Here is a 25,841-nt window from a genome sequence, read left to right as displayed (position 1 = left end):
GCGGGAGAAATCTCGTCCCTTTTTGAGGGACGGGATTTTTTTATATATTCTAACCTTCAATTGCTAAAGATGGAGGTAGTATGTCATGTTTAAAAAAGTTGAGCCTACTATGAATTTTGTCCCGATCGAAGAGAAAATACTGGATTTCTGGAAAAGGGAAAAGATTTTCGAAAAGAGCATAGAAAACAGGAAGGATGCCCCCAACTACGTGTTTTACGAGGGGCCTCCTACGGCTAACGGAAAGCCCCACGCCGGCCACGTGCTGACCAGGGTCGTCAAGGACTTGATCCCCAGGTACAAGACCATGATGGGGTACAGGGTCGACCGTAAAGCCGGGTGGGATACCCACGGGCTTCCGGTGGAGTTGGAAGTTGAAAAGCAGCTTGGAATCAGCGGGAAACCCCAGATAGAGGAATACGGAGTGGAAGAGTTCATAAAGAAATGCAAAAATAGCGTCTTTACCTACGAACAGGAATGGAAGAGGATGACCGAGAGGGTAGGGTTCTGGATCGACATGGAGAACCCTTACGTCACCTACCACAACACCTACATCGAATCGGTGTGGTGGGCCTTGAAAAAAATCTGGGAGAAGGGTCTTCTATATAAAGGTCACAAAGTTGTGCCCTACTGCCCCAGGTGCGGGACATCGTTGTCCAGCCACGAGGTAGCCCAGGGTTACGACGAGGTCGAAGACCCATCCGTATTTGTGAAGTTCCCGCTGGAGGGAGAAGAAAATACTTATTTCCTTGTATGGACCACTACTCCGTGGACGCTGCCTTCCAACGCAGCCCTGGCAGTAAAAGGAGACTCCACCTACGTAAAGGTTGAGCATAACGGCGAAAAACTCATACTTGCTGAAGAAAGGCTGAGCGTCCTGGATGGGGAATACACCGTCCTGGAAAAGTTCACGGGCGAAAAACTTTCCGGCGTTAAGTACAGGCCCGTATTCCCGTTCTTTGAAAACGAGAGGGAAAGAGCCTTTTATGTGGTCACCGCGGATTTCGTCGTGATGGACGAAGGCACCGGAATCGTGCACATGGCGCCGGCCTTCGGCGAGGACGACTACAGGACGGGACAGAAGCACGGACTGCCGGTATTACAGCCCGTAGATGCCCAGGGAAGGTTTACAGAACAGGTGGAATCCTGGGCCGGGGTATTCGTAAAGGACGCCGATAAAGGCATCATAAAAGACCTGAAGCAGAGGGGGCTTCTGTACAAGGCTGAAAGGTACCTGCACACATATCCTTTTTGCTGGCGCTGCGATACGCCGCTTTTATACTATGCCCGCAGCAGCTGGTTTATCAAGACAACAGCTATTAAAGACAGGCTCCTGGAGATAAACCGGAAGATAGGTTGGCATCCGGAGCACATAAGGGACGGCCGCTTCGGCAATTTCCTTGAAAACGTCATAGATTGGTGTCTGAGCCGCGAGCGCTACTGGGGAACGCCGCTCAACATCTGGATATGCCAGGAATGCGGCAAAGAGCACGCCGTCGGCAGTATAGAGGAATTGAAGGCGATGAGCAAGCTGCCGCTGGGAGATATAGAACTGCACAAGCCCTACGTTGACGAAGTCGTATTAAAATGCCCCGGCTGCGGCGGCGATATGAGGCGCGTGCCCGAGGTCATAGACTGCTGGTTCGATTCGGGCTCGATGCCTTTCGCCCAGCTCCACTACCCCTTTGAAAACGAAGAGACCTTTAAAACCCATTTCCCGGCGGATTTCATATCCGAGGCCATCGACCAGACCCGGGGATGGTTCTACAGCCTCTTTGTGATATCTACTCTGCTGTTTGACGATTCGCCTTACAAAAACGTACTGGTAATGGGGCACGTGCTGGACCAGTACGGGCAGAAGATGAGCAAACACAAGGGTAACGTGCTGGACCCGTGGGAGATCCTGAACGAGCAGGGTGCCGACGCCATGCGCTGGTACCTTTACGTGGCAAGTCCTCCGTGGAACCCCAGCCGCTTCTACAAAGAGGCTGTAAGCGAAGCCCAGCGGCGATTCCTGGGCACCCTGTGGAACATCTATTCCTTCTTTACACTTTACGCCAGTATCGACAATTTCGACCCGAGAAAACATTCGCTGGATCCGAAATCCAGGCACGAAATGGACCGCTGGCTTCTGTCCAGGGTAAACAGCACCAACAGGAGAGTAAGGAAATGCCTGGACGGATTCGATATAACTACTGCAGCCAGGGCCCTGGAAGAGCTGGTAGACGATATGAGCAATTGGTACGTCCGCCGGTGCAGGGAAAGGTTCTGGAAATCCGAAATGGACCAGGACAAAATCGCAGCATACCTCACACTGTACGAAGCGCTGGTGGAGTTCATAAAGATAGCGGCTCCCTTCGTGCCGTTTATCACCGAAGAACTTTACCAGAACCTGGTGAGAGTGCCTTATCCCGAATCGCCGGAGAGCGTACACCTTTGCTACTACCCTGAGGTAAGGGAGGAGCTTATCGATTTAAAACTGGAGCACAAGATGGAGCTGGCGCGCAAGATCGTGGAATTAGGAAGGGCTGCCAGGAACAAGGCTAAAATCAAGAACCGCCAGCCCCTTTCGAGAATGATGGTCCAGCTGAGGAATCCCAACGATGAAGAGCTTTTAAAAGATCTGACCGATATTATCAAAGAAGAGCTGAATATAAAAGAAATCGAGTATATCCACATGGCCGAACAGTACTTTACCTACATGCTAAAGCCCCGTTTCGACCTGCTGGGGCCCAAATACGGTAAGCTCATGCCTGCTATTGCCCGGGAAATTTCTAAGGCCAATGCTGCCGAATTGATCAGGGAAGCCAGAGAAAAGGGCGAGGTAGTCCTGACGGTAGAAGGGCAGGAGGTAAAGCTGACCCAGGACGATCTCGATATAAGAGCCCAGGACAAAGAAGGGTTCTGCACCGAGGGAGAAGGGGGCTACTACGTGGTGCTCGATACAACGATTACCCACGAACTAGTGCTGGAAGGTATAGCCCGGGAGCTCACCAGCAAAATACAGAACATGAGGAAGGAAGCCGGATTTGAAGTAGAAGATAAAATATACGTCTATTACCAGGGTGACGCAGTAATTGATGAAGCCATGGACGTCCACGGAGGGGAGATTAAAGGCGATACGCTGGCGATTTCCATCGAAAAAGCCGCCCCGCCGGAAGACAGCTTTGCCAGGGAGTGGGATATAAACGGGCACGGGGCGTTGCTTGGAGTAAAAAAAGCGTGAGGTGAGGGCTGTGAATGAAACGATCAGGGTCTTAAAGGAAAGAAGAAGTATAAGGCAATATGCAGCCAGACCCATACCCAGGGAAATCCTGGAGGACATCGTAGATTGCGCAAGGCTTGCTCCATCGGCCAACAACGTTCAACCGTGGGTATTCGTGGTAGTAACCAACGAAGAAGGCAAAAAGGAACTGGCCCGGCTCGCAACCTGGGGGAAGTTTATCGCCGATGCCGCCGCCTGCGTGGCTGTGTTCTGCGAAAAGGACAACAACCACGCTGTGGAAGACGGTTCGGCTGCTACCGAAAATATCATACTGGCAGCTAAAGCTTACGGTATCGGTTCCTGCTGGGTGGCGGGATACAGGAGGCCTTACAGCGATGAGGTCAGGAGGTTACTGGGGGTGCCCGAAAAATACGAACTTATCTCGCTGGTACCCCTGGGATACTCTGATAAGACGCCGAATCCGCCCAAGAAGCCGCTGTCGGAAGTGCTGAAGTGGGAAAAATACGAATAAAATCTGACCCGAGGGTGCACCCTACACCCTCGGGTTATTTTTTTAGTTCGGTTATTAGTCTAATGGCATGTATAGCCCTCTGACGGTGATTTTCGGCAAATCTTGAAACGGGAGCAGGAAAAGGGCAATAGCCGTAGAAAAATTACTAGTGGGAGCTATTATGCTTGTCCAGCGGTGTAATTTTAAAAGCGGTTACATTTTATTCGGAGAGGGGAAACAGCGTTGGAGATAACATTTACAGGCATTCAACCTTTCAACCTGGAAGCGATAGCCGAAAGCGGTCAGGCCTTCCGCTGGAACAGGCTGGAAGACGGGGGTTACCTGGGCGTGGTCGGTAACCTGGTGATAAAGGCCTACCAGGAGGAAGATACCCTAAGGATATTTACCAACGGCGGTAATGATTCGATCGGGTTTATTCGGGATTATTTTGACCTGGAAAGAGATTACCGGGAGATCGAGGATAAGCTCAGCGGTTTCGACGAATTGGTACCAGCGGTAAAGTTCTGCAGCGGTAACCGCATACTCCACCAACAACCATGGGAAACCCTGATTTCATTTATCCTTTCAGCCAACAACAGCATACCTAATATAAAGCGGACGATAGAGCGGATGTGCAGCTGTTACGGAACTCCTGTGGAATTTGAGGGAGAAATCTACTATACTTTTCCCACCCCGGAAGTGCTGGCTTCTTTATCGGAAGCCCAGATCAGAGATACCCGCTGCGGTTTCAGGGGCAAGTACGTGATTGCAGCGGCCAGGATGGTCGCCGGTGGCGACATCGTCCTGGACGAACTGGAGAAGCTTCCCACCGGCGAAGCAAGAGACTATCTCATGAAGATCCCCGGAGTAGGGCGGAAGATAGCCGACTGCGTGCTGCTTTTTTCCCTGCGGAAATTCGACGCCTTCCCGGTAGACGTATGGATAAAAAGGGTTGTGGAGCACCTTTATTTTGACGGCAGGGAAATGCCGGTAAAAAAACTGCAGGAGTTTGCGGAAAATAGATTCGGCCCACTCGCCGGGTTCGCTCAGCAGTACCTTTTCCATTACACCAGAACTTGCTGGAGTGATATTAAAGACACCCCCGGCTCTAAGAAAGACTAAGTTGAGTTCTTCTAGAGGCAGCAGGTGGACTTTTTGATAAATATCAGCAGCAGATAAAGACAACAGGAAAAGGAGCATAAAAATATATAAGACCTGGGCTAAATAATTACAGTGAAAAGTAGGGTCCAGGAATTTTGATCAAGTCCAATTTTTTGTGAAAACCCTTCTGGCTAGAACCAGGAGTTTCTCATCACCACCGTTTAGCCTATTATACCGCCTCCGCCCTCCCCTTTTTTTAGGCGTCAAGGATATGCTATCGCCGAGCTTTGCCCGTCCTTGATACCGGATGCTTTCGGCGGTTACGAATAGTTACCGGTATGACTGCGCAATTGAATATACCAAGATTGATGAGTTCTTGAATGGTATTTTTGTATGGATCGAGTTTTGATCCTCTTTTAGGATGCGGCTTCCTTTCGGAATTGCGTCTGCTCTAAGGTATTTTCTTACCATATTCCTTGAGCGACCTGTTTCTCGTGTAATTGCACGAATGTCTTGCCCATTGTTCTTAATTCATGTAACATGATGATAGATTCACTCCCTAGCATTTATTTCCCTCCGATCTTTTGCGCTGGTATCAGAGGGATATTTCGCCAGGGGGGATCAATTCCTTTTCGTTGCTCCTGGAAAATTTACACCGGCGGTGACAACGATTTCAGTTAAACTGATAAGGGTTATATTTACTCCTGCCAAAAAGAGAGAAAATTACGATCCCCAAAAAGTCCTTGGGTAATATCGGATTATTCAAACAAACCAGTAAGCAGCCTAAAGGCTAAACATCCGATTGACAGGGAATGTATTTTCTATGCCGGGTATCACCTGAACCTACACCATACTAATATAAATAATGTTTTTTATTTTATTTAGTCCACGTATTTTCAAACGGTGAACAGAAGGTTGAGATATACCTAATTGTTTGGCAATCTCTTTTTCCGTCAACCCTTTAAAAATAATTAATTCAATAACTTTTCTTTGTTGTAGAGTAAGTACTGATAGAACTTGTTGTATGTATATCTTATCTTCAACTTCACTGAAAGGATCGGTGGGATCTGAAATAGTGTTAATCATTTCCACAGGTTTACTATCGTCAGGATTTACGAAATCGTTTAAGATCAATATTTCATGCTGCTTCAACTTTTTTTCCTTTTTTAATAGCCTAATAGCTTCATGCCGAAGCCCGACTAAAAACCACGACAGTATTTTTGCGTCTTCTTTATCAAGGTCTTTAAAATTTACGTTAAATTGGGATTTGTAGACCATCTTGACACCTTCCTTCTGGACCTCTATTATTAATAATAATTAAAAAACATTTTAATAATCTGTCCAAAATTTAATTATTTGATTAATTAAGGTAAAAATTGTAAGAAAAATCGGCAATAAAAAGATATAAAGGACCTTTTATCAGGGCTTCCGGTGGGAAAAGCGCCTAGATTCACTAATACTATCCCAAAAGCATAAGATTTTAAGTAAAGGATGTGCATACCTGGTTCGGAGATTGCTTGGCCAAAGTAAAAAGGTCAAGTTTTATGAACCAGGTGGATGTATGTCAATGAAGTTCAAAAAGAGACTTTTCTACGGGTGTCTGATTATAATACTGGTTTTGATTGGAGTCTCAAGATTTAACCATTTAATAAAGCGGGAAGAGTTGGCGCATAAAACAAATTCGCAATCTCAAAATATCAGTTTGGTATATTTAAAAATGGTTACGGAAAATGAAGGATGGGCTATTGGATCGGATAAAGTATACCGAACCATCGACGGCGGGGCAACGTGGGAAGACGTAACCCCACAGGGTGCGAAGGAAATCTATACCTGGTATTTTCTGAATTCAGATTTGGCGTGGATCGTATCTTCGAGAGATTTAAAGGGTACACTCTACAGAACGGAAAATGGAGGAAGGCATTGGGTTGAAGAGGAGGTGCCTTTTAATTTAGGGCTACTATTCTTTATCCCCGGCGAAAAGTCTTATAACGGATGGGCTTTAAAAAATTACGGCCCTGCTTCGGGAAGCAGTCCCGTCGATGTATATAAACTGATAAACGGCTCCTGGTCGATGATTCACAAGGGTCAGGGTCCGGGTACTACATTAGAAAAACCAGGCACTCTCCCCTATGCCGGATATAAAAACGGCTTTGTATTCCTGCCGGATACCAAAACCGGATTTGTAACCATCGAATACCGCGAACTGGGAAAGTACGGTTTATATGTCACCAGGGACGGTGGTTATACCTGGCTGCAAAGTATTCTTCCAATACCATCAGAATACAGTGACAGTAGTATTTATATTACTGCCCCTATCTTTTTCAATGATGAAAAAGAGTCCACCGGGATATTACCGGTCTGGTTTATGAATAAAGAAGGCGACTATTCGGTAGTTTTCTTCATTACCCATGATAAAGGGGAAAGCTGGTCTGGAGCACCTCCTTTCAGAGCAAAAGAAAGGATTATTTCTATAAATATAACGGATAGATCCCATTGGTGGGTTTTAACAGAATCAAAGCTATATGGAACCCGCGATGGCGGTAATACTTGGAACGAGCTCCATCATCCTAAAGGCGCAGTTCAGATTCAGTTCGTTAATCCTAAAGTAGGGTGGGCACTTATTAATCTTGACACGGGAACAGAGATACTTCACAGCAATAGCGGCGGGCTTTCGTGGAAAAGAATTTTTTAAAAAGCTGCCTATAAAAGATAGGCAGCTCAGCTTGTAGACAAAGCCGCTTTTAGGATGCATAACCTAAAAGCGGCTTTTTGTTGAAGGCGAAGAAAATTTTTAAGAAAAACGAATGTAAAGCGGGGACTGTTGGCGGAAACGTTCCCCGTCTTTTCTTCCATAAAGCCAGCTTTTTTAAATTCATGCATGCGAAAAGAAGCGTGAGGTAATGTCCAACTTTCCTCAAGCCTCGTAGATTTGTATAGCGCATGCCATGCTTTTCCTTCGCATCGGCAAATACCCGCTCGATGGTCTGGCCGCGCATTTTGTATAGTTCTTTACCCCATTGGGTGTGTCTTATATCTTCCGCTATTTCTATGTAATGCTCCCATATATGCCGAGTTATGATTTTTGTGTAATTTTTACTTTTGGTGCACTGTAGGCGCATGGGACATTTACAGCATATTTGGGGGTTGCTCCTATATTCCCGGTATCCCGCCCGGTTGGTGGTGCTGTATTCTAATATTTGGTTGTTGGGGCATATGTAACAATCATAATATTCGTCATAGACGTATTCGCGTTTTTTAAAGTAGCCATCTTTGGTCATCGGCCTCTTGTAGGGCATAACGGGAAGCGCTCCTGCCTCAATGATTTCTCTGCATATCCCGGGGGTTTTGTAGCCTGCATCAACCACTACCGCCTCTATTTTAGAAAATTTATCGTTTACTTCTTGAAATAAATCGGAGAATACCTGGCTGTCATGAACATTTCCAGGTGCTATTTTGACACCAAGGACAAAGTTGTTCCGGTCACAGGCTACAGAAGCTGTGTAGGCAAAGCAGCGCTCTTTTTCCCCTTTTTGAAACATCCCACTTTCAGGATCTGTGGTGCTTACCCTGACTTTTTTAGAGCTATTTTCTCCTTTGTTGTTATCGTCATCATCATCTTCTTCTTCAAAGGGCTTTTTACCGTTTGCTTCCCGTTCGGCGTTGATTTCTTTTAAAAGTTCTTTCTTATATTTTTGAGTCCGTTGCTTAGCGACTTTCTCGATATATTTATTCTTATTGGCACTGGCTTTTATGTGAGTAGCATCGATAAATACTGCATCTGTTTTAACAAACCCGCATTCTATTGCTTCCATCAACACCCGCTCGAATATCTTTTCAAATAGATCACTTTCCTTAAACCGCCGTTCATAGTTTTTTCCAAAAGTTGAAAAGTGAGGTATTTTTTCTTGTAATCCATAGCCTAAAAACCAACGGTAAGCTACATTGACTTCTACTTCTCTGATGGTTTGGCGCATGGAGCGGATTCCATACAATGCTTGGAGCATGAGTAGCTTAATTAACACTACCGGGTCAATACTAGGTCTTCCTGTATTTTCGCTATATAGGTCTTTTACTTCATCATAAATGAAATTAAAGTCGATGCTTTCTTCTACTGCCCTAAGGAGATGGTCTTGAGGTACTAAGCTATCGATGCTTACTAATTCTACCTGCTCTATTATTTCTCGATTTTTCTTCGTTAACATTTCATCGCCCCACAATATTTTTGTATCTTCTTTAATTTTACTAAAAAGCTGATGATTTTTGTACTGGCTTTTGCAAAAAAAGACTGTCGACAGTTACTTTGTCGACAGTCTGAGCTGCCTATAAAAGATAGGCAGCTTTTAGTGATATTCGGGCTAACTTTTTTTAATATTTCCACCCACCAGCAGCACCGCTTGATTCATCAGGATCCACTTTAATATTACAAAGATCCTGATTTGAACCAAGTTGACGTAAATGATAGCCAGGCCATGGATCTTTGTTTCTCCCGTTACTCCAAGCTGGAGCATATGCTTGGAAGAAGTAGGTTGCAATGTCTTGTTCTTTACACCAAGTTAGTACATCATAGCTTCCATATACGCCAATTTTGTAATAAATTTCTTCTTCACCATATTTCCGACGCTCATAAAGGTATTGTAAGTAACCATCTCTAACTCCTACAAAGTAATCTAGAATAGCTTGTTTATGTGATGAAGTAGCATCAAAATCTACAGCAAAAAAAACAGGGGTATTAGCTGTCTGCTGAATATCTGCAGCATAGTGAAAAGCATTGTTACCATCTTTTTTACCTTGATCATATGTGAAATACGAAGGTTTATCAGCAGGACCGTCTTCCCAAATTGATACAATATATAGTCCCGCAGAAGAAATATTTTGAGCTTCAATTTTAGTCAATGATTTCCAAGTATTAGTAACTGCAAAGTATCTTCCAACAAAAGTTTTACCATTATTTTTGAGACAATTTAAAACATTAGATACATTTGTAGCTGTATGGATTCCATATGCCATTTTACCCATCCTCCTTGTACAATATAGTTAGCTTTAATAATGTAATTAAGGGTCATTCAAAGTTTTTTGACAACCACACAGGAATTCTGATAAAACTTAGCTAATATTTCTCGTAGCGGCAGGGGACTTCGATCTTCCTCCTTGGGAAGCTCTTTCGCTGTCCCGAAATTAAGAGTGAAGCCCCTCCTCTATGAGATGTCTCGAATGAGCACGTTGCGGATGTAGCTTGCTGCATGCCTCGAGTTACGCGCAAGGTTGAGACTTATAGAGGATTGCGGGAACCCTGCCTAATTCAGTGAAAGCGAGGATGTAAATCATGTTCTATGGCGGTATTGATGTGGCTAAACACAGTCACGAAGTATGCCTCGTAAACGACTCCGGTGATATAGTCTTAAAAATGCATCTAGACAATAACCATAAAGGAATGAATAAGCTTTTGCAGGCATTGGAAAGACTCGGTTTAAAGCCTGATGACGTAAAGTTCTGCTTAGAGGCTACCGGCCATTACTGGCTCCCTATCTACTGCTACCTCACTAACCAGGGATTTGAACTTCATGTCATCAATCCCATTCAGTCGGATGCTTTGCGGAATCTCTATGTGCGTAAAACTAAAACCGACCAAAAAGATGCTCTGCTCCTTGCTGACTTGCTGCGATTGGGAAGAGCCCCCGAGACCAGACTCCCTTCCGAAACAACCCTCAAATTGCAGTCGCTCTCCCGACTCCGCTTTGAGTTCGTACGCCAGGTCGGTGGCCTTAAGAACAGGGTGCTTGGTATTTTGGATAGGATTTTCCCTGAATACCCAGACTGCTTCTCCGATGTGTTTATCCGGACTTCAAGGGAGCTGCTTAAATCTTACCCGGAGCCGGGAAGAATTAGCCGAAGTGGACCTTTCAGAGTTATCTGCTTTCCTGAAAGAACATTCCCGCGGTCGGTTCGGTGAAGAAAGAGCTAAAAAGATTCAATCTCTGGCTAAGGGGACCTTCGGTATCACCATGGCTTTAGACGCTTTCACATTACAGCTTCGTTTGTTGGTTGAGCAAATTGAATTTATTGAAGAACAGATAAAGGTTATTGAAGATGCAATTAACGAGGTTATGGAGGAGCTTCGTCCTAGTAAGGATACCCCTTATCGCCACGTAATTGAAACTATTCCAGGTATTGGCCCTGTCCTGGCTGCCGCAATTATCGGTGAGATAGGTGATATTTCTCGTTTCCCTAACCCCCGGGCTCTCGTAGCTTATGCCGGTTTAGATGCTACAGTCAGGGCTTCAGGATTGTTTGAGGGTACTCGTAACCGTATGTCTAAACGCGGTTCCCCTGTTTTAAGAAACAGCTTGTGGTTAGCCGCTGTTTCAGCCCGCCGTTTTAACCCGGAGTTGAGGGCTTATTATGAGCAAAAACGCAGCCAGGGAAAGCACTCGAATGTTGCTACAGGAGCCGTTGCAAGAAAACTTGTTCACCTGATCTACTCTCTCTGGAAGGATAACCGGCCGTATGACCCGGATTATCAATGGTCTCCTCCCGGCAAAAATGCGTGAACAGAATTTCTATGTGATTGTCAAGAAATTTTTGCTCTAGCCTATTGACTTTTCATAGCACGTCTTAATATTTTGGTTTTTTGAATTTGAAATAATATAAATTACTCAACATTATTTAGGAGTTCACATTTTCAACTGTCAATAGCGGATTTAAATTGACCCATTTTCAGCGATTTTAAATTGACCCACCCTGGCTTTTTTTAAATTTAAGCATTATTATGTTGGTTACCATACAACCCGGTCTTTAGCCTGTCCTTTAGGCGGTAGCTGTTGCCCCTTATGTTGATTATGTGGGCATGGTGTAATAGTCTATCCAACACTGCAGTAGCAAGTACAGGGTCTCCCATGAGCTCCCCCCATTCTCCAAAGCCTTTGTTGCTGGTAAGTATTATGCTCCCCTTTTCATATCGGGCACTTATTAGCTGGAAAAAGAGGTTCGAGCCAAGGCCATCTAATGGAAGATAGCCTACTTCATCGATTACAAGGAGCTTGGGCCTAGTGTAGATCCTCATTCGCCTTTCTAACCGGCTTTCTTTATATGCCTTTTTGAGGTCCTCAATGAGCCTAGAAAGACTCGTGAAGTAGACTGATATACCACAAGATAGGGCTTCTATAGCAAGAGCCACGGCAAGGTGCGTCTTCCCTACTCCAGGCGGGCCAAGAAATATTACGTTTTCTACCCGGTGGACAAAGGCCATTGTGGCAAGCTCTTTTATCAGTTTTTCATCGATGCTGGGCTGGAAGGCAAAGTCAAATTCGGTTAGAGTCTTGCGGTATGGAAGCCGGGCAAGTTTTGACCTTACCTCGATATTCCGCCTTTGCCTTTCAGCAAGTTCAGCCTCGAGCAGGTTATTTAAGAAATCAAGATACGTGCTATTTTGGCGTTGAGCTCTTTCAAGGAGGGCGTCAAGGAAAGATGCTGCGTTTAAAAGCCCCAGTTCTTCAAGGTGGGACCGAGCTTTTTCAAGGTCTATCATACTGTGCCCACCTCCAGGAGGCTTTCGTAAACCCCCAGAGAACGCTTCTCAACTTCCAGGGAAGATAACTTGATAGCCCTCGGTCTAGGATAGAACATGCCTTCGGCTTCTTTTAGACCCTTATACTGACCTTTGAGGAAAACGATGGTCCTTGAGCGATAATGTTTTTCGTGGGTTGCTATCACCTTCCCATCATAGAGGATTTCGATTTTGCCGTTTTTGTCCCTTACAACCACCTCTTTTCCGCTATATTGCCAGGGAACGCCGTATCTTACGCCGTTAAAGCTCAAGAGGCCGTCTTTGTGGACTTTCCTTACTTCTTCAAGGAATTTTTGGTATCTGTCAGAGGCAGGGAGTGGTTTGAGGTTTTCTTCCTTCAGGCGGTCAATAGGCTTTTCCCCGGTGGTGCCGTGAATCCTCCTGTTTTTCTTTTCGCACCACACTATTGCCTGGTGGTTTAAGTCACCGTAGTTTATGAACTTCCTACCCGGCAGGAAGTTGCTTTTGACAAAGTCTATTCCGCTTTCTACTTTGCCTTTGGTCTGTGGACGTCGTGCTCTGCACACTTTAGGGGTAAATCCAAGGGTTACAGCCAGGTCTTCAAAGATGGAGTTCCATATGGGCTTTCTGTTTTCTCCGGTGCCAAGTATTACGGTCTTCATTCTGTCGGTAAGGACTATGTCGGTCACTCCGCCGAAGTATTCAAACCCGCGGATCAGGCAGCGGATGAAGGTATGTATGTCGCAGCGGTTTGTGAATTCTACGTATATGGCTCTGGAGTAACCCAGTACCATGACGAAGACGTAAAGCTTACGTATTTCGCCGGTTTCCTCGTCAATGTAGGTGTATTCGCCCCAGTCGACCTGGGCCTGCTGGCCGGGCTTGGTTTCGTAGCGGCATACGGCAGGAACCTGTTTTGGGGGTCTAAATTGTCTTACATAGTCCCTTAAGATAGTGCGGCCGCCGGTATAGCCTTCTTCTTTGATTCTTTCGTAGATAACTTCGCAATTGAATATACCAAGATTTATGAGCTCTTGAATGGTATCTTTGTATGGATCGAGCTTTGATCCTCTTTTGGGATGCGGCTTCCTTTCGGGAATGCCCTCTGCCCTTAAGTATTTTCTTACCGTATTCCTTGAACGGCCTGTTTCTCGTGCAATTGCACGGATGCTCTTGCCCATTGCTCTTAATTCGTGTAACATGATAATAGATCCACTCCCTAGCACTTATTTCCCTCCGATCTTTTGGCTGGTATCAGAGGGATATTTCGCCAGGGGGTGGGTCAATTCCTTTTCGTTGCTCCTGGGTCAATTATACACCGGCGGTGACATCAACCACCTCCTTATGTTTGTCCCTTGTTATTTAAAGAGTAAATAAGAGGGTATTTTAATACCCCCCTATTAAAAAATTTTTAATCCTTCCCATTCGGGATACGATTAATTTCTTTTTTATGTCCTTTTTCGGGAATAATTTGGGATTAAATATTTACGTATTCGGCTATATCGGCAGGAAAATTAAGGAATATGGAAATATAAATTTTAAAATTATCAATTAAAGAGAAATAATACACAGAGAAAAGGGTAAACTCAATGAAAGGTAGGGGTGCAAAAGCCATAGGGTCTAAGGTGCATTTACATTATAACAGCATGGCTGCCGCTGAATAAAAAGATCTGGCTAGCTTTCTTTTTCGGCGGCGATTCTTTTTTGGTTTCAATGTTGTTTATTGCATAATTAAAATGGACAGAGTTGCAAAATAAAATCCCCACTTTTGCAACTCAAAAATCCCCAAATTTGCAAAGGTCATTGCAGGCACCCCTAAAAACCTTTACCCTTGTAGTTAGGGAAATCTTAACTGCAAGGGAGGATTGGAGGATGCTCACAATGACCCATATTGATAATATCAGAAAAGCGTTCTTTATGAAAGGGCAAAATATCAGCGAGATAGCCCGGGAATTCCAAAAAGACCGAAAAACTATACGCAAGTATATTTATCAAGAAGACTGGAACACCAGGGTTAAAGTTGAAGAAGTTAAACATACCTTCCCAAAACTCGACCCTTTCAAGGCGGATATAGATCAGTGGCTTGAAGAAGATAAAAAAGCTCGCAAAAAGCAGAGGCATACCGCCAAAAGGATTTATGACAGGCTCTGTGAAAAATACCAAGATAAGTTTAACTGTTCTTACCGCACCGTAGCAGGCTACGTAGCCATGAGAAAAAAAGAATTGTACCAGGACAACTCATGTCGTCTGCCGCTGGAACATATCCCGGGTGAAGCGCAGGTGGATTTCGGTGAGGCAGACTTTTACGAAAACGGGACGCTGCATCACGGATTTTATCTGAACCTGTCGTTTCCCTACAGTAACGTAGGATATACCCAGCTTTTCAAGGGAGAAAACCAGGAATGCCTGTTTCAGGGACTTAAGGACATATTTGAACACTTGGGGGGAGTACCCCGTAAGCTATGGTTTGATAACGCCAGCACTATCGTGAAACTCTCGAAAAATGGAGAGCGCAAACTAACCGACGCCTTCCTGAGGTTCAAGCAGCACTATGGTTTTGAAGCGGTATTCTGTAACCCTGCTTCCGGCCATGAAAAGGGTAATGTGGAAAACAAGGTGGGATACCACCGGCGCAACTTCCTTGTCCCGGTCCCCAGGTTTGAAAAGCTGGAGGATTTTAACCGCGAACTTTTACGATTGTGCGACCGGGACATGCACCGCGAACACTACCGGAAGGAGGCATCCATAGCCGAACTTTTTAATGAAGACCGTAAGGCTCTGCTTGAGCTGCCTACCGTTCCTTACGAGGTAGCCGGTTACATAACAGTCAAAACCAACGCCTACGCCAAATTCAGCTTGAACGGTGGAAAGCACCTATACTCTACCGCCCCCAAATACGCCAACAGCCGGGTGCTTGTAAAGATAACAGCCCATGAGGTCATACCGCTGGATGAGAGCCACCGGGAAATCGTGCGCCACCGGCGGCTTTACGGGGACAACAAGCAAGAAAGCATGGACTGGCTGCCATATCTTACCCAGCTTTCCCGCTGTCCGGGAGCCCTTAAGTATTCGGGAATATACAGCATGCTGCCGGACCCACTCCGGGAATACCTCGACGGCTTAAGCAAAAGTGAGCGCGGCAAAGCGCTCAAGGCTTTGGCTGTGCTTTGTACCAAAAGCAGTTTTGAACAGGCTGTGAACGCTGTAGCCGAGGCTCTCCTTTACGGAGTGCAGGATTTAGACAGCCTCGTAGCCATCCATAACAGGATAACGGGTATAACCCCGCAGTTGGAGCCGGTAAAGATTCCGGAAGGGGTTCCTGAACTCACTGCATTCCGCTTCAATGCAGAAGACTATGACAAAGCCTTTCTGAAAGGCGGTGCCAATTTATGCTGAAGGACGAAATCGCCGCCTGCTGTAAAGCATTAAAACTCAGCCGCAATCTAGTGGAAAACTGCGACAAGATCGAGGCTCAAAGCCATGAAGAATACCTGCTGAAGCTGCTAAGATTAGAACTGGAGCACAGAGACGCAAGCCGAAAGGACAGGCTTTTGAAAAATGCGGGCTTTTACACGATAAAGACCTTTGCCGGCTACATATTCGATGAAATCAAACTCCCGCAGGGGCTTACACCGCAGGACCTAAAAGATTGCAAATTTCTCGAAGAAAAGAAAAACCTGATCCTTTACGGCAACGTGGGAACCGGCAAAACCCATCTTGCCACCGCCATCGGTGTGGAGGCCTGTAAAAAAGGCTACAACGTAAAGTTTTTCCGCACTGCAGCGCTGGTAAACCGGCTGGTGGAAGCCCGGAAGGGAGGTGAACTTTCCGGGTTACTGAAACAGCTTTCCAAACCAGATCTTCTGATCTGCGACGAATGGGGCTATGTTCCTTTGGACCGCGAAGGAGCGCAGCTACTTTTTCAGGTGATTTCGGACTGCTATGAACGTCGCAGTGTAGTAATTACCACTAACCTGGAATTCAGCCGCTGGGCGAGCATTTTCTACGATGAGCAGATGACAGCAGCAATGATTGACCGGCTAATACACCACAGTTACCTATTGATCTTTGATGGTCAAAGCTACCGGATGAGGCAATCACTCATGAGGCAATTAAGTTAACATAAAAATTCCCCACCGGTGCCTGGGGAAAAACCTTTGCAAAAATGGGGAATTTCCTCTTGCAAAAAACATTTCAATGTAAATTTGAAGGAAGCAAATGAACTTTTTAATAAACTGCAGCAGATAAAGACAAAAGGAAAAGGAGATAAAAGTATATAAATCTGGGCTAAATAATTACAGTGAAAGGGTAAAGCCCAGAATTTTTTTGCAAAATTTGTAGCAAAAGAGTTATTTTTGTGCTAAAATATATTTAGATGATTATCTAAATATCTAAGGGGGGATTATAATGGGCAAAAATAAAAAATCCGCCCTGCCGGTGAACTGGCTGCTTTTGGGATTGATACTATCGCTGTACGTCGTAAGTTTCATTTTATACCCCGTATTGTCGGATATGGTACCGTCCCACTGGAATATCTACGGGCAGGTTGACGGATATATGGCTAAAACCTACCATATTGTATTTTTTCCGTCCCTTATACTCGGCATATACCTGCTGATGTCGTTTGCTCCCGTCATCGACCCGAAACCCGAGAGCTACGAGAAGTTCAAGAACGTTGTTGAGGCCTTCCGTACGATAATGGTCCTCATTCTTTCCGCGATATATATAGCGGCCACCTTGTACGCTCTGGGAATCCAGGTTTCGGTAGCGAAGGTTATTATGCCTGCCATCGGGTTAATGCTGGTCTTTTTGGGCAATTACATGGGCAAGATAAGGCATAATTACACTTTCGGCATAAAAACCCCCTGGACGCTCGCCAGCGAGGAAGTATGGAACAAAACCCACAGGATTTCAGGACCTTTATGGGTAGCCGCCGGAGCGGTATGGGTCTTAAGCGTATTTTTCAACGAAAAGCTGGGGTTCATCCTCAGCATGGGATCGATGTTTGCCGTCACCATCTTCGGGGTGGTTTATTCGTACGTGGTATTTAAGAAGCTTCAAAACGGGGTATAACGATGGAATACGGGGAGGTGCCGAATACGAGTCTCAGCATAGTTTTTAAAGCCCCTTCCGATCCCGTAAGAAGGAAGATCCTGTCCATGCTGAAGGAAAAGGATATGACCGCCGGGGAGATCGCAGCCCAGTTTAATATATCCTGGCCTAGCATCTCTCACCACCTTAATACTTTAAAACAGGCGGGCATGGTCGTGGACGAGAGAAAGGGTCAGAACATATACTATTCCCTAAACACTTCGGTCTTTGAGGAAGTTGTGGCCTTCGCTTTCGAACTTTTGGGCAGGAAAGATGATGAAAGGGTGGAAAAGTAAGCGTTAAAAAAGTTGAGGAGGTGGCTAATCACCTCCTCTATTCAATCTGAATATTAACTCTGTTTCCATTCCTCCCAGACTTTACCCACCAGGTTGACTCCGGGCTTTAATACCGGGCAGCCGGGCTCCCAGCCGGAAGGTGTGACCTCGGCGCCGCCGGTTTTCCTCACGTGCTGTAAGGCCTTTATCCATCTTATAAATTCTTCCGGGTTCCTGCCTACGGGAGGCGTCAGGATTTCGAAGGCCTGGACTACGCCGTCAGGGTCTATGATAAAAGTTCCCCTCACATCCACTTTAACTTCCTCGTCGTAAACTCCGTAAATTCTGCCTATATCTCCACCGGCGTCCGAGAGCATCGGGTATGGGAGGCCGCCTTCCACCAACTTGGAAAGCTCCACTTCCTGCCATGCCTTGTGTACGAATACGCTGTCAACGCTGATAGCGAGCACCTCAACTCCCAGCGACTTTAGTTCGTTGTACCGCTCGGCAACTGCCGTCAGTTCTGTGGGTCAGACAAAGGTGAAATCACCGGGGTAAAAGTAGAGTACCACCCACCGACCCAAGTAATCCGAGAGTTTCACATCAATGAACTCGCCGTTGTGATACGCCCTCGCCGTAAAGTCGGGTGCCTTTTTACCTACCATCACCATTTTGCCACATCTCCTTTCTCACGACTTTTAGTATGGGATGAAATAAAAAATATTGTTGTTACAACTACATATAATTTGTCGGTAATGAATTACCTGGATTATCACCCCAATATAGTATTAGAAAAATTTTATTGAAATAAACTTGCAATTGTGTACACTATCTGTTACAACTCGCTATAATATGTAGTATTCAAAATGGCTAATATACGATATAATAAAATTAGGCAATAAGGAGGTGATTAGCAATGATACAGGTTAGTGCAACAGAGTTTAAAAACAATGTGGGAAAGTTTATAAAACTTTCAAAGAAAGAGGATATCTTGATTTTAAAAAACGGGAAGGCTGTTGCAAAACTTACAGCAGTATCAAAAAATGATAAAGAGATTGCTTATGACAGACTTTTGGAGATGATAAAAAGAAGTAAACCGGTTAGCGAAGAAATTGACCTGGAGGCCATGAGAGAAGAGAGGCTAAAAAGATATGATAATATTACTTGACACAAATATCTCTCTTGACTTCTTGCTTAAAAGGGAGCCATTTTTTGAGCCGGTAAATAAAATTTTAGTAATGGTAAAAAATAACGAAATTGAAGCCTGCATTACAGCCTCATCGGTAACCGACATTTATTTTATTATGCGAAAGTATAAAACGCAGAAGGAACGAATATTAATGCTAACTGAATATTTAAAGCTTGTCGATATAATAAGTACTACTAAAGTGGATGTTTTGAGGGCTTTAAAAATGAAAAGTGCAGACTTTGAGGATGCAGTCGTTTTCCAGAGTGCAAAGCGTAAAAAAGTCGATTATATAATAACCAGGGATAAGATGGGGTTTGCGGACAAAGCAATCAAAACAGTAAGTCCGGAGGAATTCTTGAGAATTATAAAAAAAGAAATTTGACCATACTTTTTTAAAAGTTATCATGCAATACTAATATAGTGAACTGAGCCTTGCTTATTGAAAAAATTTATAATATAATATAAACGGATAGAAAATTATTAAACTAAATAGCCCTGTGGATGAAGGATGCGGGAGAGACCCCACTAAGGGGCGCCGAAGGGGTAAGTGGCTTAGCCATGAAACTCTCAGGCAAAAGGACCGTATCCCGACATGCCTCTGGAAAGCCGCAAGGCGCCGACGGGGCAATTTCCTGAATTATGAGAATTCGGGAAAGAATCTCTCAGGTAAAGGACAGAGAGAAATAAAGGTTTATCCCTTTATTTCTCTTTTTTATTTGACGTTTTAGGGCATAATTAAATTTAAGGAGGTGCGATGTTTTGATCGAGGTAAACAGCGAAAATTTTGAGCAGGAGGTATTAAGGTCTGAAAAACCGGTGCTGGTCGATTTCTGGAGCCCGAGGTGCGAGCCCTGTAAGGCACTGATGCCGCACGTGGAAAAGCTCGAAGATGTATACGGCGACAGGGTTAAGTTCTGCAAGCTCGACACCTCTAAAAACATGCGGCTTGCTATAAGCCAGAAAGTCATGGGACTCCCGACGCTCACGATTTACAAGAACGGAGAGAAGGTTGATCAGGTAACGAAAGAAGTCACTATTGAAATGGTGGAGGAAATGATTAAGAGGAACATATAAGGGGAGGGTAATAATGAGACTGGAGCTCGGGTATTTTAACGTAAAAGAAGTGGTGTTCGGTGACACCACCCGGTTTGAAGACGGCGTTCTAACAGTCAATAAGAAAGAACTTGCCGAGCTTTTACTTGCCGACAACCGGATAAAAGATGTGGATTTTGATGTGGCAAAACCCGGCGAGGAAGTGAGGATAATTCCGGTCAAAGACGTAATCGAGCCCCGCGTTAAGGTAACCGATGGCACTGTCTTTCCGGGGTTTCTCGGCAAACCGACCACCGTCGGCCAAGGAAGGACCCACGTCCTGAGAGGCATGGCCGTTGTTACCTGCGGAAGGATCGTGGGCTTTCAGGAAGGCATAATCGACATGAGCGGCCCCGGAGCCGAATACACCCCGTTCTCGAAACTGATCAACCTGGTGGTAATAGCAAACCCCGTGGACGGCCTTTCCGCCCACGAACACGAAGAAGCCCTCCGCATAGCCGGGCTGAAGGCTGCAGCTTATCTTGCGGCCTGCGTGAAGGAAAAAGAGCCCGAGGAAATCAAGGTCTATGAGACAAAACCCATCGCCCAGGCCTTAAAAGAATACCCCGAGCTGCCGAAGGTGGCCTACGTCTATCAACTTCAGAGCCAGGGACTGCTGCACGATACATACGTATACGGTGTCGACGCCAAAAAGATTATACCTACCCTCATATATCCCACCGAGCTAATGGATGGAGCTGTCGTAAGCGGTAACTGCGTTTCCGCCTGCGACAAGAATACCACCTATGTGCATCAGAACAACCCCGTCGTCGAAGAACTCTACAAACGCCACGGCGAGGATATAAACTTTGTAGGTGTAATCATAACCAACGAGAACGTTACTCTTGCCGATAAGGTGCGCTCTTCCGACTACACGGCAAAACTCGCCGAGTACCTGGGCCTTGACGGCGTTATCATCACCGAGGAAGGCTTCGGCAATCCGGATACCGACCTCATAATGAACTGCAGAAAGATAGAATCAAAAGGAATCAAGACGGTCCTCATTACTGACGAATACGCCGGTAGGGATGGGGCATCCCAGTCGCTGGCCGATGCCGACCCGAAGGCCGATGCGGTGGTTACCGCTGGCAATGCCAACGAGGTAATCGTATTACCTCCTATGAAGAAGGTAATAGGCCTTGTGGATACCGCCGCCGTTATAGCTGGCGGGTCGCAGAAGGCTTTGAGAGAAGACGGCAGCATAGAAATCGAGCTTCAGGCGATAACCGGCGCTACGTCGGAAGTGGGCCTGACGCGCCTGAGCGCAATAACCCTGTAATAAAATAGCGAGGGAGGCGGAATTATGTTTGAAGGCAAAAAGATAGTTATAGTGGGTGACAGGGACGGTGTTCCCGGTCCGGCCATAGAAGCATGTATGAAGACAACTCCGGGTGAAGTGGTGTTCTCCACCACCGAGTGCTTCGTCTGAACGGCCGCCGGTGCGATGGATCTGGAGATCCAAAGGAGAATCAAAGAACTGGCCGATGAGCACGGCCCCGAAAACGTAGTCGTGATTTTAGGCGGTGCTGAACCTGAAGCTGCAGGAATCGCGGCGGAAACCGTAACCAACGGCGACCCGACCTTCGCCGGTCCTCTGGCCGGTGTGTCGCTGGGGCTTGCAGTGTACCACATAGTGGAACCCGAAGTAAAAGCAGCCGTTGACCCGGCCGTGTACGAGGAACAGGTCGGAGTAGTGGAGATGGTGCTGGATGTGGAGGCTATAGCAAAAGAAGTCAAAAAGTACCGCGAGCAGTATTCCAAGTATAGGGCATAGCCTGGAAGGAGAGCTGCGCGATGGGTAAATTCAGGGTTGTCCATTACATTAACCAGTTTTTTGGCCAGATAGGAGGCGAGGACAAGGCCGACACACCCCCGCAGGATAGGGAAGGGGCTGTCGGCCCCGGCATGGCTTTTAATGCCGCCTTCGCCGGTGAAGCAGAAATAGTGGGTACCGTGATCTGCGGCGACTCGTATTTCAACGAACACCAGGAAGAGGCCATAGCCGACATTATGGAGTGTATAAAAAAATACAATCCGGATCTGGTGATCGCCGGTCCCGCCTTCAACGCCGGCCGTTACGGGATGGCTTGCGGCAGCGTATGTAAGGCGGTTAGGGAAGCCCTAAAAATACCCGCCGTTACCGGCATGTTTATAGAAAACCCCGGCGTGGAGGTATATAAAAAAGATGTATACATTATAGAGACTGCCGGTTCGGCTGCGGGTATGCGCGATGCGGTGCCAAAAATGGCCAAACTTGCCCTGAAGCTTCTAAAGCGCGAACAGATCGGCACGCCCCAAGAAGAAGGTTACATACCCCGCGGAATCAGAAAGAACGTTTTCGTGGAGGAATACGGCGCTAAGCGGGCTGTAGATATGCTGATAAAGAAGCTGAAGGGTGAGCCCTTCATCACGGAGTATCCCATGCCCAACTTCGACAGGGTGACGCCCGCACCGGCCGTAAAAGATCTCTCGAAGGCGGTTGTAGCCCTGGTCACTTCGGGCGGCATAGTGCCCAAGGGCAATCCCGACAAGATTGAGGCTTCCAGCGCTTCCAAGTACGGTAAGTACGATATCGAAGGAGTGGAATACCTTACTCCCGATAAATACCAGACCGCCCACGGCGGTTATGACCCCACCTACGCCAATGAGGACCCCAACAGAGTTCTGCCTGTTGACGTAATGCGCGAATTGGAGCAGGAAGGCGTTATAGGGAAGCTCCACAGGTACTACTACGCCACGGTGGGCAACGGCACATCGGTGGCAAATGCCAGGAGATTTGCCCAGGAAATTGCAAAAGAGCTCATTGCCGACGGCGTCCAGGCCGTAATCCTCACCTCCACCTGAGGGACCTGTACTCGTTGCGGTGCAACGATGGTAAAAGAACTCGAAAGGGCAGGCCTGCCCACAACTCATATCTGCACGATAGTGCCGATTTCCATGACGGTGGGCGCCAACAGGATAGTCCCGGCCGTGGCCATACCGCACCCGCTGGGTAACCCGTCGCTCACCAAGGAGCAGGAAAAATCCCTCAGGCGCAAGCTGGTCCTCAAGGCTTTGAAAGCCCTGACGATTGACGTAGAAAGCCAGACGGTTTTTGAGGACTAGGCGTTTGCGCAAGGAAAGTAACGGAGGAGGGCTTAGAGTGAGCAATGCTGTTATTTCAGGTGCCGGCTACGTCCTGGTGCACGCTCCCAACATCATGATGGTGGCTGGCACCACCCAGCTTTTAGAAAAGGAAAATCCCAATTCGGAGTATATAAAGCGGATAAAGGACCACATTAGAAGCTACGATGACGCCATCGCCTACCCGCCAAATCAGGCCTATATAGGAAATATATCCCCCGGAGACCTGAGAAGCATAAAAAGGCCCTGGTACGAGAACCCCATAAAAGGCGCATCGAGGTTCGGCAGATACGGTGAAATAATGCCCGAGGACGAGTTTTACGGTTTGATGGCCATCTCCGACGTTTTCGACCTGGTAATTCTGGAAAAAGAATTCGCCGAAGGCGTAAAGCAAAAACTTTCCCGCCACCCGCTTTTGTCGGAGAACGATGTAAACCGCATAAAAATGGTGGCCGATGAGGAGACCATCAAAAAGCATTTAGAAAACGGCGCCGTCGAATTGATGTACGGCGGAAAGCTCGTAGGCTGCGTTAGGAAAGCCCACGACAAGGATGAAACTCTATCGGCTCACGTGATGATCGAAAACCTGGCTACCAAAGCCTCGGCGGTGATGGCATTAAGGTACCTGCTGAAAGTTACCGGCATTGCCCCGACGGATGTGGACTATATCATAGAATGTTCCGAAGAAGCCTGCGGCGACATGAACCAGAGGGGTGGCGGAAATTTCGCCAAGGCCATCGGCGAAATAGCCGGCTGCGGCAATGCGACGGGGGCTGACATGAGAGGGTTCTGCGCCGGGCCCACCCATGCCCTCATAAGCGCGGCCGCCTTAGTAAGCTCCGGTATATATAGGAACGTGGTAGTGGTTGCCGGAGGCGCTACGGCAAAACTGGGCATGAACGGCAGGGACCATGTCAACAAGGGAATGCCCGTGCTGGAAGACGTCCTGGGCGGGTTTGCAGTGCTCGTCAGTGCCGACGACGGTATGAACCCCATCATAAGGCTCGATTCGATAGGAAAGCACCCGATCGCCGCCGGCGCTGCTCCCCAGGCCGTAATGCAAAATATAGTTTATAATCCTCTGGATAGGCTTGGCCTCAAAGCTTCTGACGTGGACAAATACGCGCCCGAGCTCCAGAACCCGGAGATCACGGAACCCGCCGGGGCCGGCGACGTGCCGAGGGCGAACTACAGGATGATAGCAGCCATCGGCGTAAAACGGGGAGAGCTCAGGAAGGAAGACCTGGATTCCTTCGTAGAGAAGCACGGAGTAACCGGCTTTGCCCCGACCCAGGGCCATATCCCTTCGGGTGTCCCCATAATAGGGTACGCAAGGGAACAGATCCTGGCAGGTAGTATGAAGAGAGCTATGATAATAGGTAAGGGCAGCCTTTTCCTTGGCCGTATGACTAATATGTTCGACGGTATATCCTTTATAATGGAAAAGAACCCCGGCATACAAAAAGAGGCGGCCAAGACAATCGACGTTTCGTCGTACCTGGCAGAGGCCTTCCGTGAGTTCGCAGAATACCTCGAGACAAGGGGGAAGGTCGATGCCTCTAGATAAATCGGGTCTTTTCTACATGCTGGCCGACGCCCTTGAAGGCCGGGGCGGCAGGCGGGTAAAAATAGGCCTGACCGCGCTCGGCAGCGAACACCCGCCGAAAATGCTGGTGGATGCGGCACAACAAGCGGCCCAAAACCTGAAGGGAGTCGATGTGGTGGTCATCGGCCCCGGGAAGGAGATATCCGCCCCGGGGCTCGAGAGCATAGAAGCCTCGACCCTGGAGGAAGCTCACCGCATTATGGAAAGAATGCTGGATAGTGGGGAGCTCGATGCTGCAGTCACCATGCACTACAATTTCCCCATAGGCGTTTCCACCGTCGGCAGGGTCGTGACGCCGGCCCGCGGCAGGTCCATGCTGATTGCCACAACGACGGGGACTTCCGCCACCAACCGGGTGGAAGCCATGGTTAAAAACGCCGTGTACGGTATCATCACGGCAAAAGCTCTCGGCATCGAAAACCCTAGGGTGGGCATCCTGAATCTGGACGGCTCCCGACAGGTGGAGCGAACGTTGAAGCTGCTGGCCGAGCGGGGGTACGAGATTAATTTTGCCGAGTCCGTAAGGGCCGACGGTGGCTGCATAATGCGGGGGAATGACCTGCTGGCCGGCTCCTGTGACGTCATGGTGACCGACACGCTAACCGGAAACATACTCATGAAAGTGTTTTCTGCCTACACCACCGGCGGTGATTATGAAGCTCTGGGATGGGGGTACGGCCCGGGCATAGGCGAAGGGTATCGGAGGATAATTCTGATCCTCTCCAGGGCGTCCGGCGCTCCGGTGGTAGAGGGAGCGATAAAGTACGCGGCGGAATTGGTAAGAGGCAACCTCCTGGAAAAAGCGGCCCAGGAATTTGAAAAGTTGAGAGCGGTAAAATTTCACGAGATACTCGCCGAACTGGATAAAGCCGCAAAACCGGCAGAAGCGGCCGAGATTACACCCCCGCCGAAAAAGAGCGTTACAGAAGAGATAGCCGGTATCGACGTGCTCCAGGTGGAGGATGCTGTGAAAGTTTTATGGAAGAACGGCATATATGCGGAAAGCGGTATGGGGTGTACCGGTCCCGTTATACTGGTGGCCCATGAAGACTTGAAATCCGCGGTAGACACCCTGAAGGCCGCAGGGTATCTATAAAATTGGGATCAAAAAAACTTAAAAAGACCT

21 protein-coding genes, 3 pseudogenes, 2 riboswitches and 1 other annotated feature (1 of these 27 only partly in view) are annotated in these 25,841 nt (G+C 47.1%); of the genes and pseudogenes, 17 read left to right on the top strand and 7 right to left on the bottom strand.

Annotated elements, in window-relative coordinates:
• Positions 1 to 23 (top strand) — a binding site (T-box leader); it begins 198 nt to the left of the window's first position.
• Between the two features lie 62 nt (positions 24 to 85).
• The 3 genes from ileS (at position 86) to TOCE_RS08215 (ending at position 4,835) form a co-directional block, all read left to right on the top strand.
• Positions 86 to 3,223 (top strand): isoleucine--tRNA ligase, encoded by a 3,138-nt coding sequence (ileS, locus tag TOCE_RS08225; RefSeq protein ID WP_013276402.1) that lies wholly within the window; start codon positions 86 to 88, stop codon positions 3,221 to 3,223.
• Positions 3,224 to 3,233: 10 nt separating this feature from the next.
• The gene (locus tag TOCE_RS08220; protein WP_013276401.1) at positions 3,234 to 3,734 is read left to right on the top strand and encodes a nitroreductase family protein; all 501 of its coding nucleotides are present in this window, start codon (positions 3,234 to 3,236) and stop codon (positions 3,732 to 3,734) included.
• Between the two features lie 222 nt (positions 3,735 to 3,956).
• Positions 3,957 to 4,835 (top strand): DNA-3-methyladenine glycosylase family protein, encoded by an 879-nt coding sequence (locus TOCE_RS08215; protein ID WP_013276400.1) that lies wholly within the window; start codon positions 3,957 to 3,959, stop codon positions 4,833 to 4,835.
• A 316-nt stretch (positions 4,836 to 5,151) separates the two neighbouring features.
• On the opposite strand, the pseudogene TOCE_RS12145 reads toward TOCE_RS08215, so the two are convergent.
• A pseudogene (locus TOCE_RS12145) lies at positions 5,152 to 5,380 on the bottom strand (IS21 family transposase); the annotation flags it as partial.
• Positions 5,381 to 5,657: 277 nt separating this feature from the next.
• Positions 5,658 to 6,092, bottom strand: a complete 435-nt coding sequence (locus tag TOCE_RS08210) for a sigma-70 family RNA polymerase sigma factor (protein WP_013276399.1) — start codon at positions 6,090 to 6,092, stop codon at positions 5,658 to 5,660.
• Positions 6,093 to 6,381: 289 nt separating this feature from the next.
• Between TOCE_RS08210 and TOCE_RS08205 the strand changes: the two genes are divergently transcribed.
• Complete coding sequence (locus TOCE_RS08205) at positions 6,382 to 7,506, top strand: WD40/YVTN/BNR-like repeat-containing protein (RefSeq protein WP_013276398.1); 1,125 nt, start codon at positions 6,382 to 6,384, stop codon at positions 7,504 to 7,506.
• Positions 7,507 to 7,555: 49 nt separating this feature from the next.
• Here the strand turns inward: TOCE_RS08205 and TOCE_RS08200 are convergent, their stop codons facing one another.
• Positions 7,556 to 9,016 (bottom strand): IS1182 family transposase, encoded by a 1,461-nt coding sequence (locus TOCE_RS08200; protein WP_425358463.1) that lies wholly within the window; start codon positions 9,014 to 9,016, stop codon positions 7,556 to 7,558.
• A 163-nt stretch (positions 9,017 to 9,179) separates the two neighbouring features.
• Complete coding sequence (locus tag TOCE_RS08195) at positions 9,180 to 9,830, bottom strand: DUF1906 domain-containing protein (RefSeq protein WP_223156809.1); 651 nt, start codon at positions 9,828 to 9,830, stop codon at positions 9,180 to 9,182.
• Between the two features lie 307 nt (positions 9,831 to 10,137).
• On the opposite strand from TOCE_RS08195, the pseudogene TOCE_RS08190 reads away from it, so the two are divergent.
• Positions 10,138 to 11,362: pseudogene (locus tag TOCE_RS08190) on the top strand (IS110 family RNA-guided transposase).
• 206 nt (positions 11,363 to 11,568) lie between these two features.
• Here the strand turns inward: TOCE_RS08190 and istB (TOCE_RS08185) are convergent.
• On the bottom strand, positions 11,569 to 12,339 hold the full coding sequence (gene istB / locus TOCE_RS08185) for an IS21-like element helper ATPase IstB (protein ID WP_013275028.1): 771 nt from the start codon (positions 12,337 to 12,339) through the stop codon (positions 11,569 to 11,571).
• On the bottom strand, positions 12,336 to 13,565 hold the full coding sequence (gene istA, locus TOCE_RS08180; RefSeq protein WP_013275027.1) for an IS21 family transposase: 1,230 nt from the start codon (positions 13,563 to 13,565) through the stop codon (positions 12,336 to 12,338). The genes istB (TOCE_RS08185) and istA (TOCE_RS08180) overlap by 4 nt, the downstream gene beginning before the upstream one ends.
• A gap of 343 nt (positions 13,566 to 13,908) precedes the next feature.
• Positions 13,909 to 13,997, top strand: a riboswitch (cyclic di-GMP riboswitch).
• Between the two features lie 223 nt (positions 13,998 to 14,220).
• On the opposite strand from istA (TOCE_RS08180), the gene istA (TOCE_RS08175) reads away from it, so the two are divergent.
• The 4 genes from istA (TOCE_RS08175) (at position 14,221) to TOCE_RS08160 (ending at position 17,726) form a co-directional block, all read left to right on the top strand.
• Positions 14,221 to 15,735: an IS21 family transposase gene (gene istA, locus TOCE_RS08175; RefSeq protein WP_083768520.1), complete on the top strand. Its 1,515-nt coding sequence runs from the start codon at positions 14,221 to 14,223 to the stop codon at positions 15,733 to 15,735.
• Positions 15,729 to 16,460, top strand: a complete 732-nt coding sequence (istB, locus tag TOCE_RS08170; protein WP_013275115.1) for an IS21-like element helper ATPase IstB — start codon at positions 15,729 to 15,731, stop codon at positions 16,458 to 16,460. Before istA (TOCE_RS08175) ends, istB (TOCE_RS08170) begins: the two co-directional genes overlap by 7 nt.
• A 286-nt stretch (positions 16,461 to 16,746) precedes the next feature.
• Positions 16,747 to 17,412, top strand: a complete 666-nt coding sequence (locus TOCE_RS08165) for an SdpI family protein (protein ID WP_013276396.1) — start codon at positions 16,747 to 16,749, stop codon at positions 17,410 to 17,412.
• A gap of 2 nt (positions 17,413 to 17,414) precedes the next feature.
• Positions 17,415 to 17,726 (top strand): autorepressor SdpR family transcription factor, encoded by a 312-nt coding sequence (locus TOCE_RS08160; RefSeq protein WP_049817916.1) that lies wholly within the window; start codon positions 17,415 to 17,417, stop codon positions 17,724 to 17,726.
• 53 nt (positions 17,727 to 17,779) lie between these two features.
• Here TOCE_RS08160 and prxU read toward each other — a convergent pair.
• A pseudogene (prxU, locus tag TOCE_RS08155) lies at positions 17,780 to 18,376 on the bottom strand (thioredoxin-dependent peroxiredoxin); the annotation flags it as partial.
• A gap of 245 nt (positions 18,377 to 18,621) precedes the next feature.
• On the opposite strand from prxU, the gene TOCE_RS08145 reads away from it, so the two are divergent.
• The 8 genes from TOCE_RS08145 to grdD all read left to right on the top strand — a co-directional run bounded on the left by TOCE_RS08145 (position 18,622) and on the right by grdD (position 25,811).
• A complete protein-coding gene (locus TOCE_RS08145) occupies positions 18,622 to 18,873 on the top strand; it encodes a type II toxin-antitoxin system Phd/YefM family antitoxin (protein ID WP_013276392.1) in 252 nt (83 codons plus the stop codon).
• Entirely contained in the window at positions 18,857 to 19,276 is a 420-nt protein-coding gene (locus TOCE_RS08140) for a type II toxin-antitoxin system VapC family toxin (RefSeq protein WP_013276391.1), read from the top strand. The genes TOCE_RS08145 and TOCE_RS08140 overlap by 17 nt, the downstream gene beginning before the upstream one ends.
• Positions 19,277 to 19,395: 119 nt before the next feature.
• Positions 19,396 to 19,487: riboswitch (glycine riboswitch) on the top strand.
• A gap of 166 nt (positions 19,488 to 19,653) precedes the next feature.
• Positions 19,654 to 19,968: a thioredoxin TrxA gene (trxA, locus tag TOCE_RS08135; RefSeq protein WP_013276390.1), complete on the top strand. Its 315-nt coding sequence runs from the start codon at positions 19,654 to 19,656 to the stop codon at positions 19,966 to 19,968.
• A 13-nt stretch (positions 19,969 to 19,981) separates the two neighbouring features.
• Positions 19,982 to 21,265 (top strand): glycine/sarcosine/betaine reductase component B subunit, encoded by a 1,284-nt coding sequence (locus TOCE_RS08130; protein ID WP_013276389.1) that lies wholly within the window; start codon positions 19,982 to 19,984, stop codon positions 21,263 to 21,265.
• 24 nt (positions 21,266 to 21,289) lie between these two features.
• Complete coding sequence (grdA, locus tag TOCE_RS08120; RefSeq protein ID WP_083768495.1) at positions 21,290 to 21,760, top strand: glycine/sarcosine/betaine reductase complex selenoprotein A; 471 nt, start codon at positions 21,290 to 21,292, stop codon at positions 21,758 to 21,760.
• A gap of 20 nt (positions 21,761 to 21,780) precedes the next feature.
• Positions 21,781 to 23,091: a glycine reductase complex selenoprotein B gene (gene grdB, locus TOCE_RS08115; protein WP_083768494.1), complete on the top strand. Its 1,311-nt coding sequence runs from the start codon at positions 21,781 to 21,783 to the stop codon at positions 23,089 to 23,091.
• A gap of 37 nt (positions 23,092 to 23,128) precedes the next feature.
• Positions 23,129 to 24,676, top strand: coding sequence for a glycine/sarcosine/betaine reductase complex component C subunit beta (grdC, locus tag TOCE_RS08105; RefSeq protein ID WP_013276384.1), 1,548 nt, complete (start codon positions 23,129 to 23,131; stop codon positions 24,674 to 24,676).
• Positions 24,663 to 25,811, top strand: a complete 1,149-nt coding sequence (grdD, locus tag TOCE_RS08100) for a glycine/sarcosine/betaine reductase complex component C subunit alpha (protein ID WP_013276383.1) — start codon at positions 24,663 to 24,665, stop codon at positions 25,809 to 25,811. The genes grdC and grdD overlap by 14 nt, the downstream gene beginning before the upstream one ends.
• Positions 25,812 to 25,841: the final 30 nt, after the last annotated feature.

Source organism: Thermosediminibacter oceani DSM 16646, from assembly GCF_000144645.1.
GTDB lineage: Bacteria > Bacillota > Thermosediminibacteria > Thermosediminibacterales > Thermosediminibacteraceae > Thermosediminibacter > Thermosediminibacter oceani.
The sequence above is the reverse complement of the archived record's forward strand: the minus strand, read 5'-3'. Positions and strand labels throughout refer to the sequence as shown.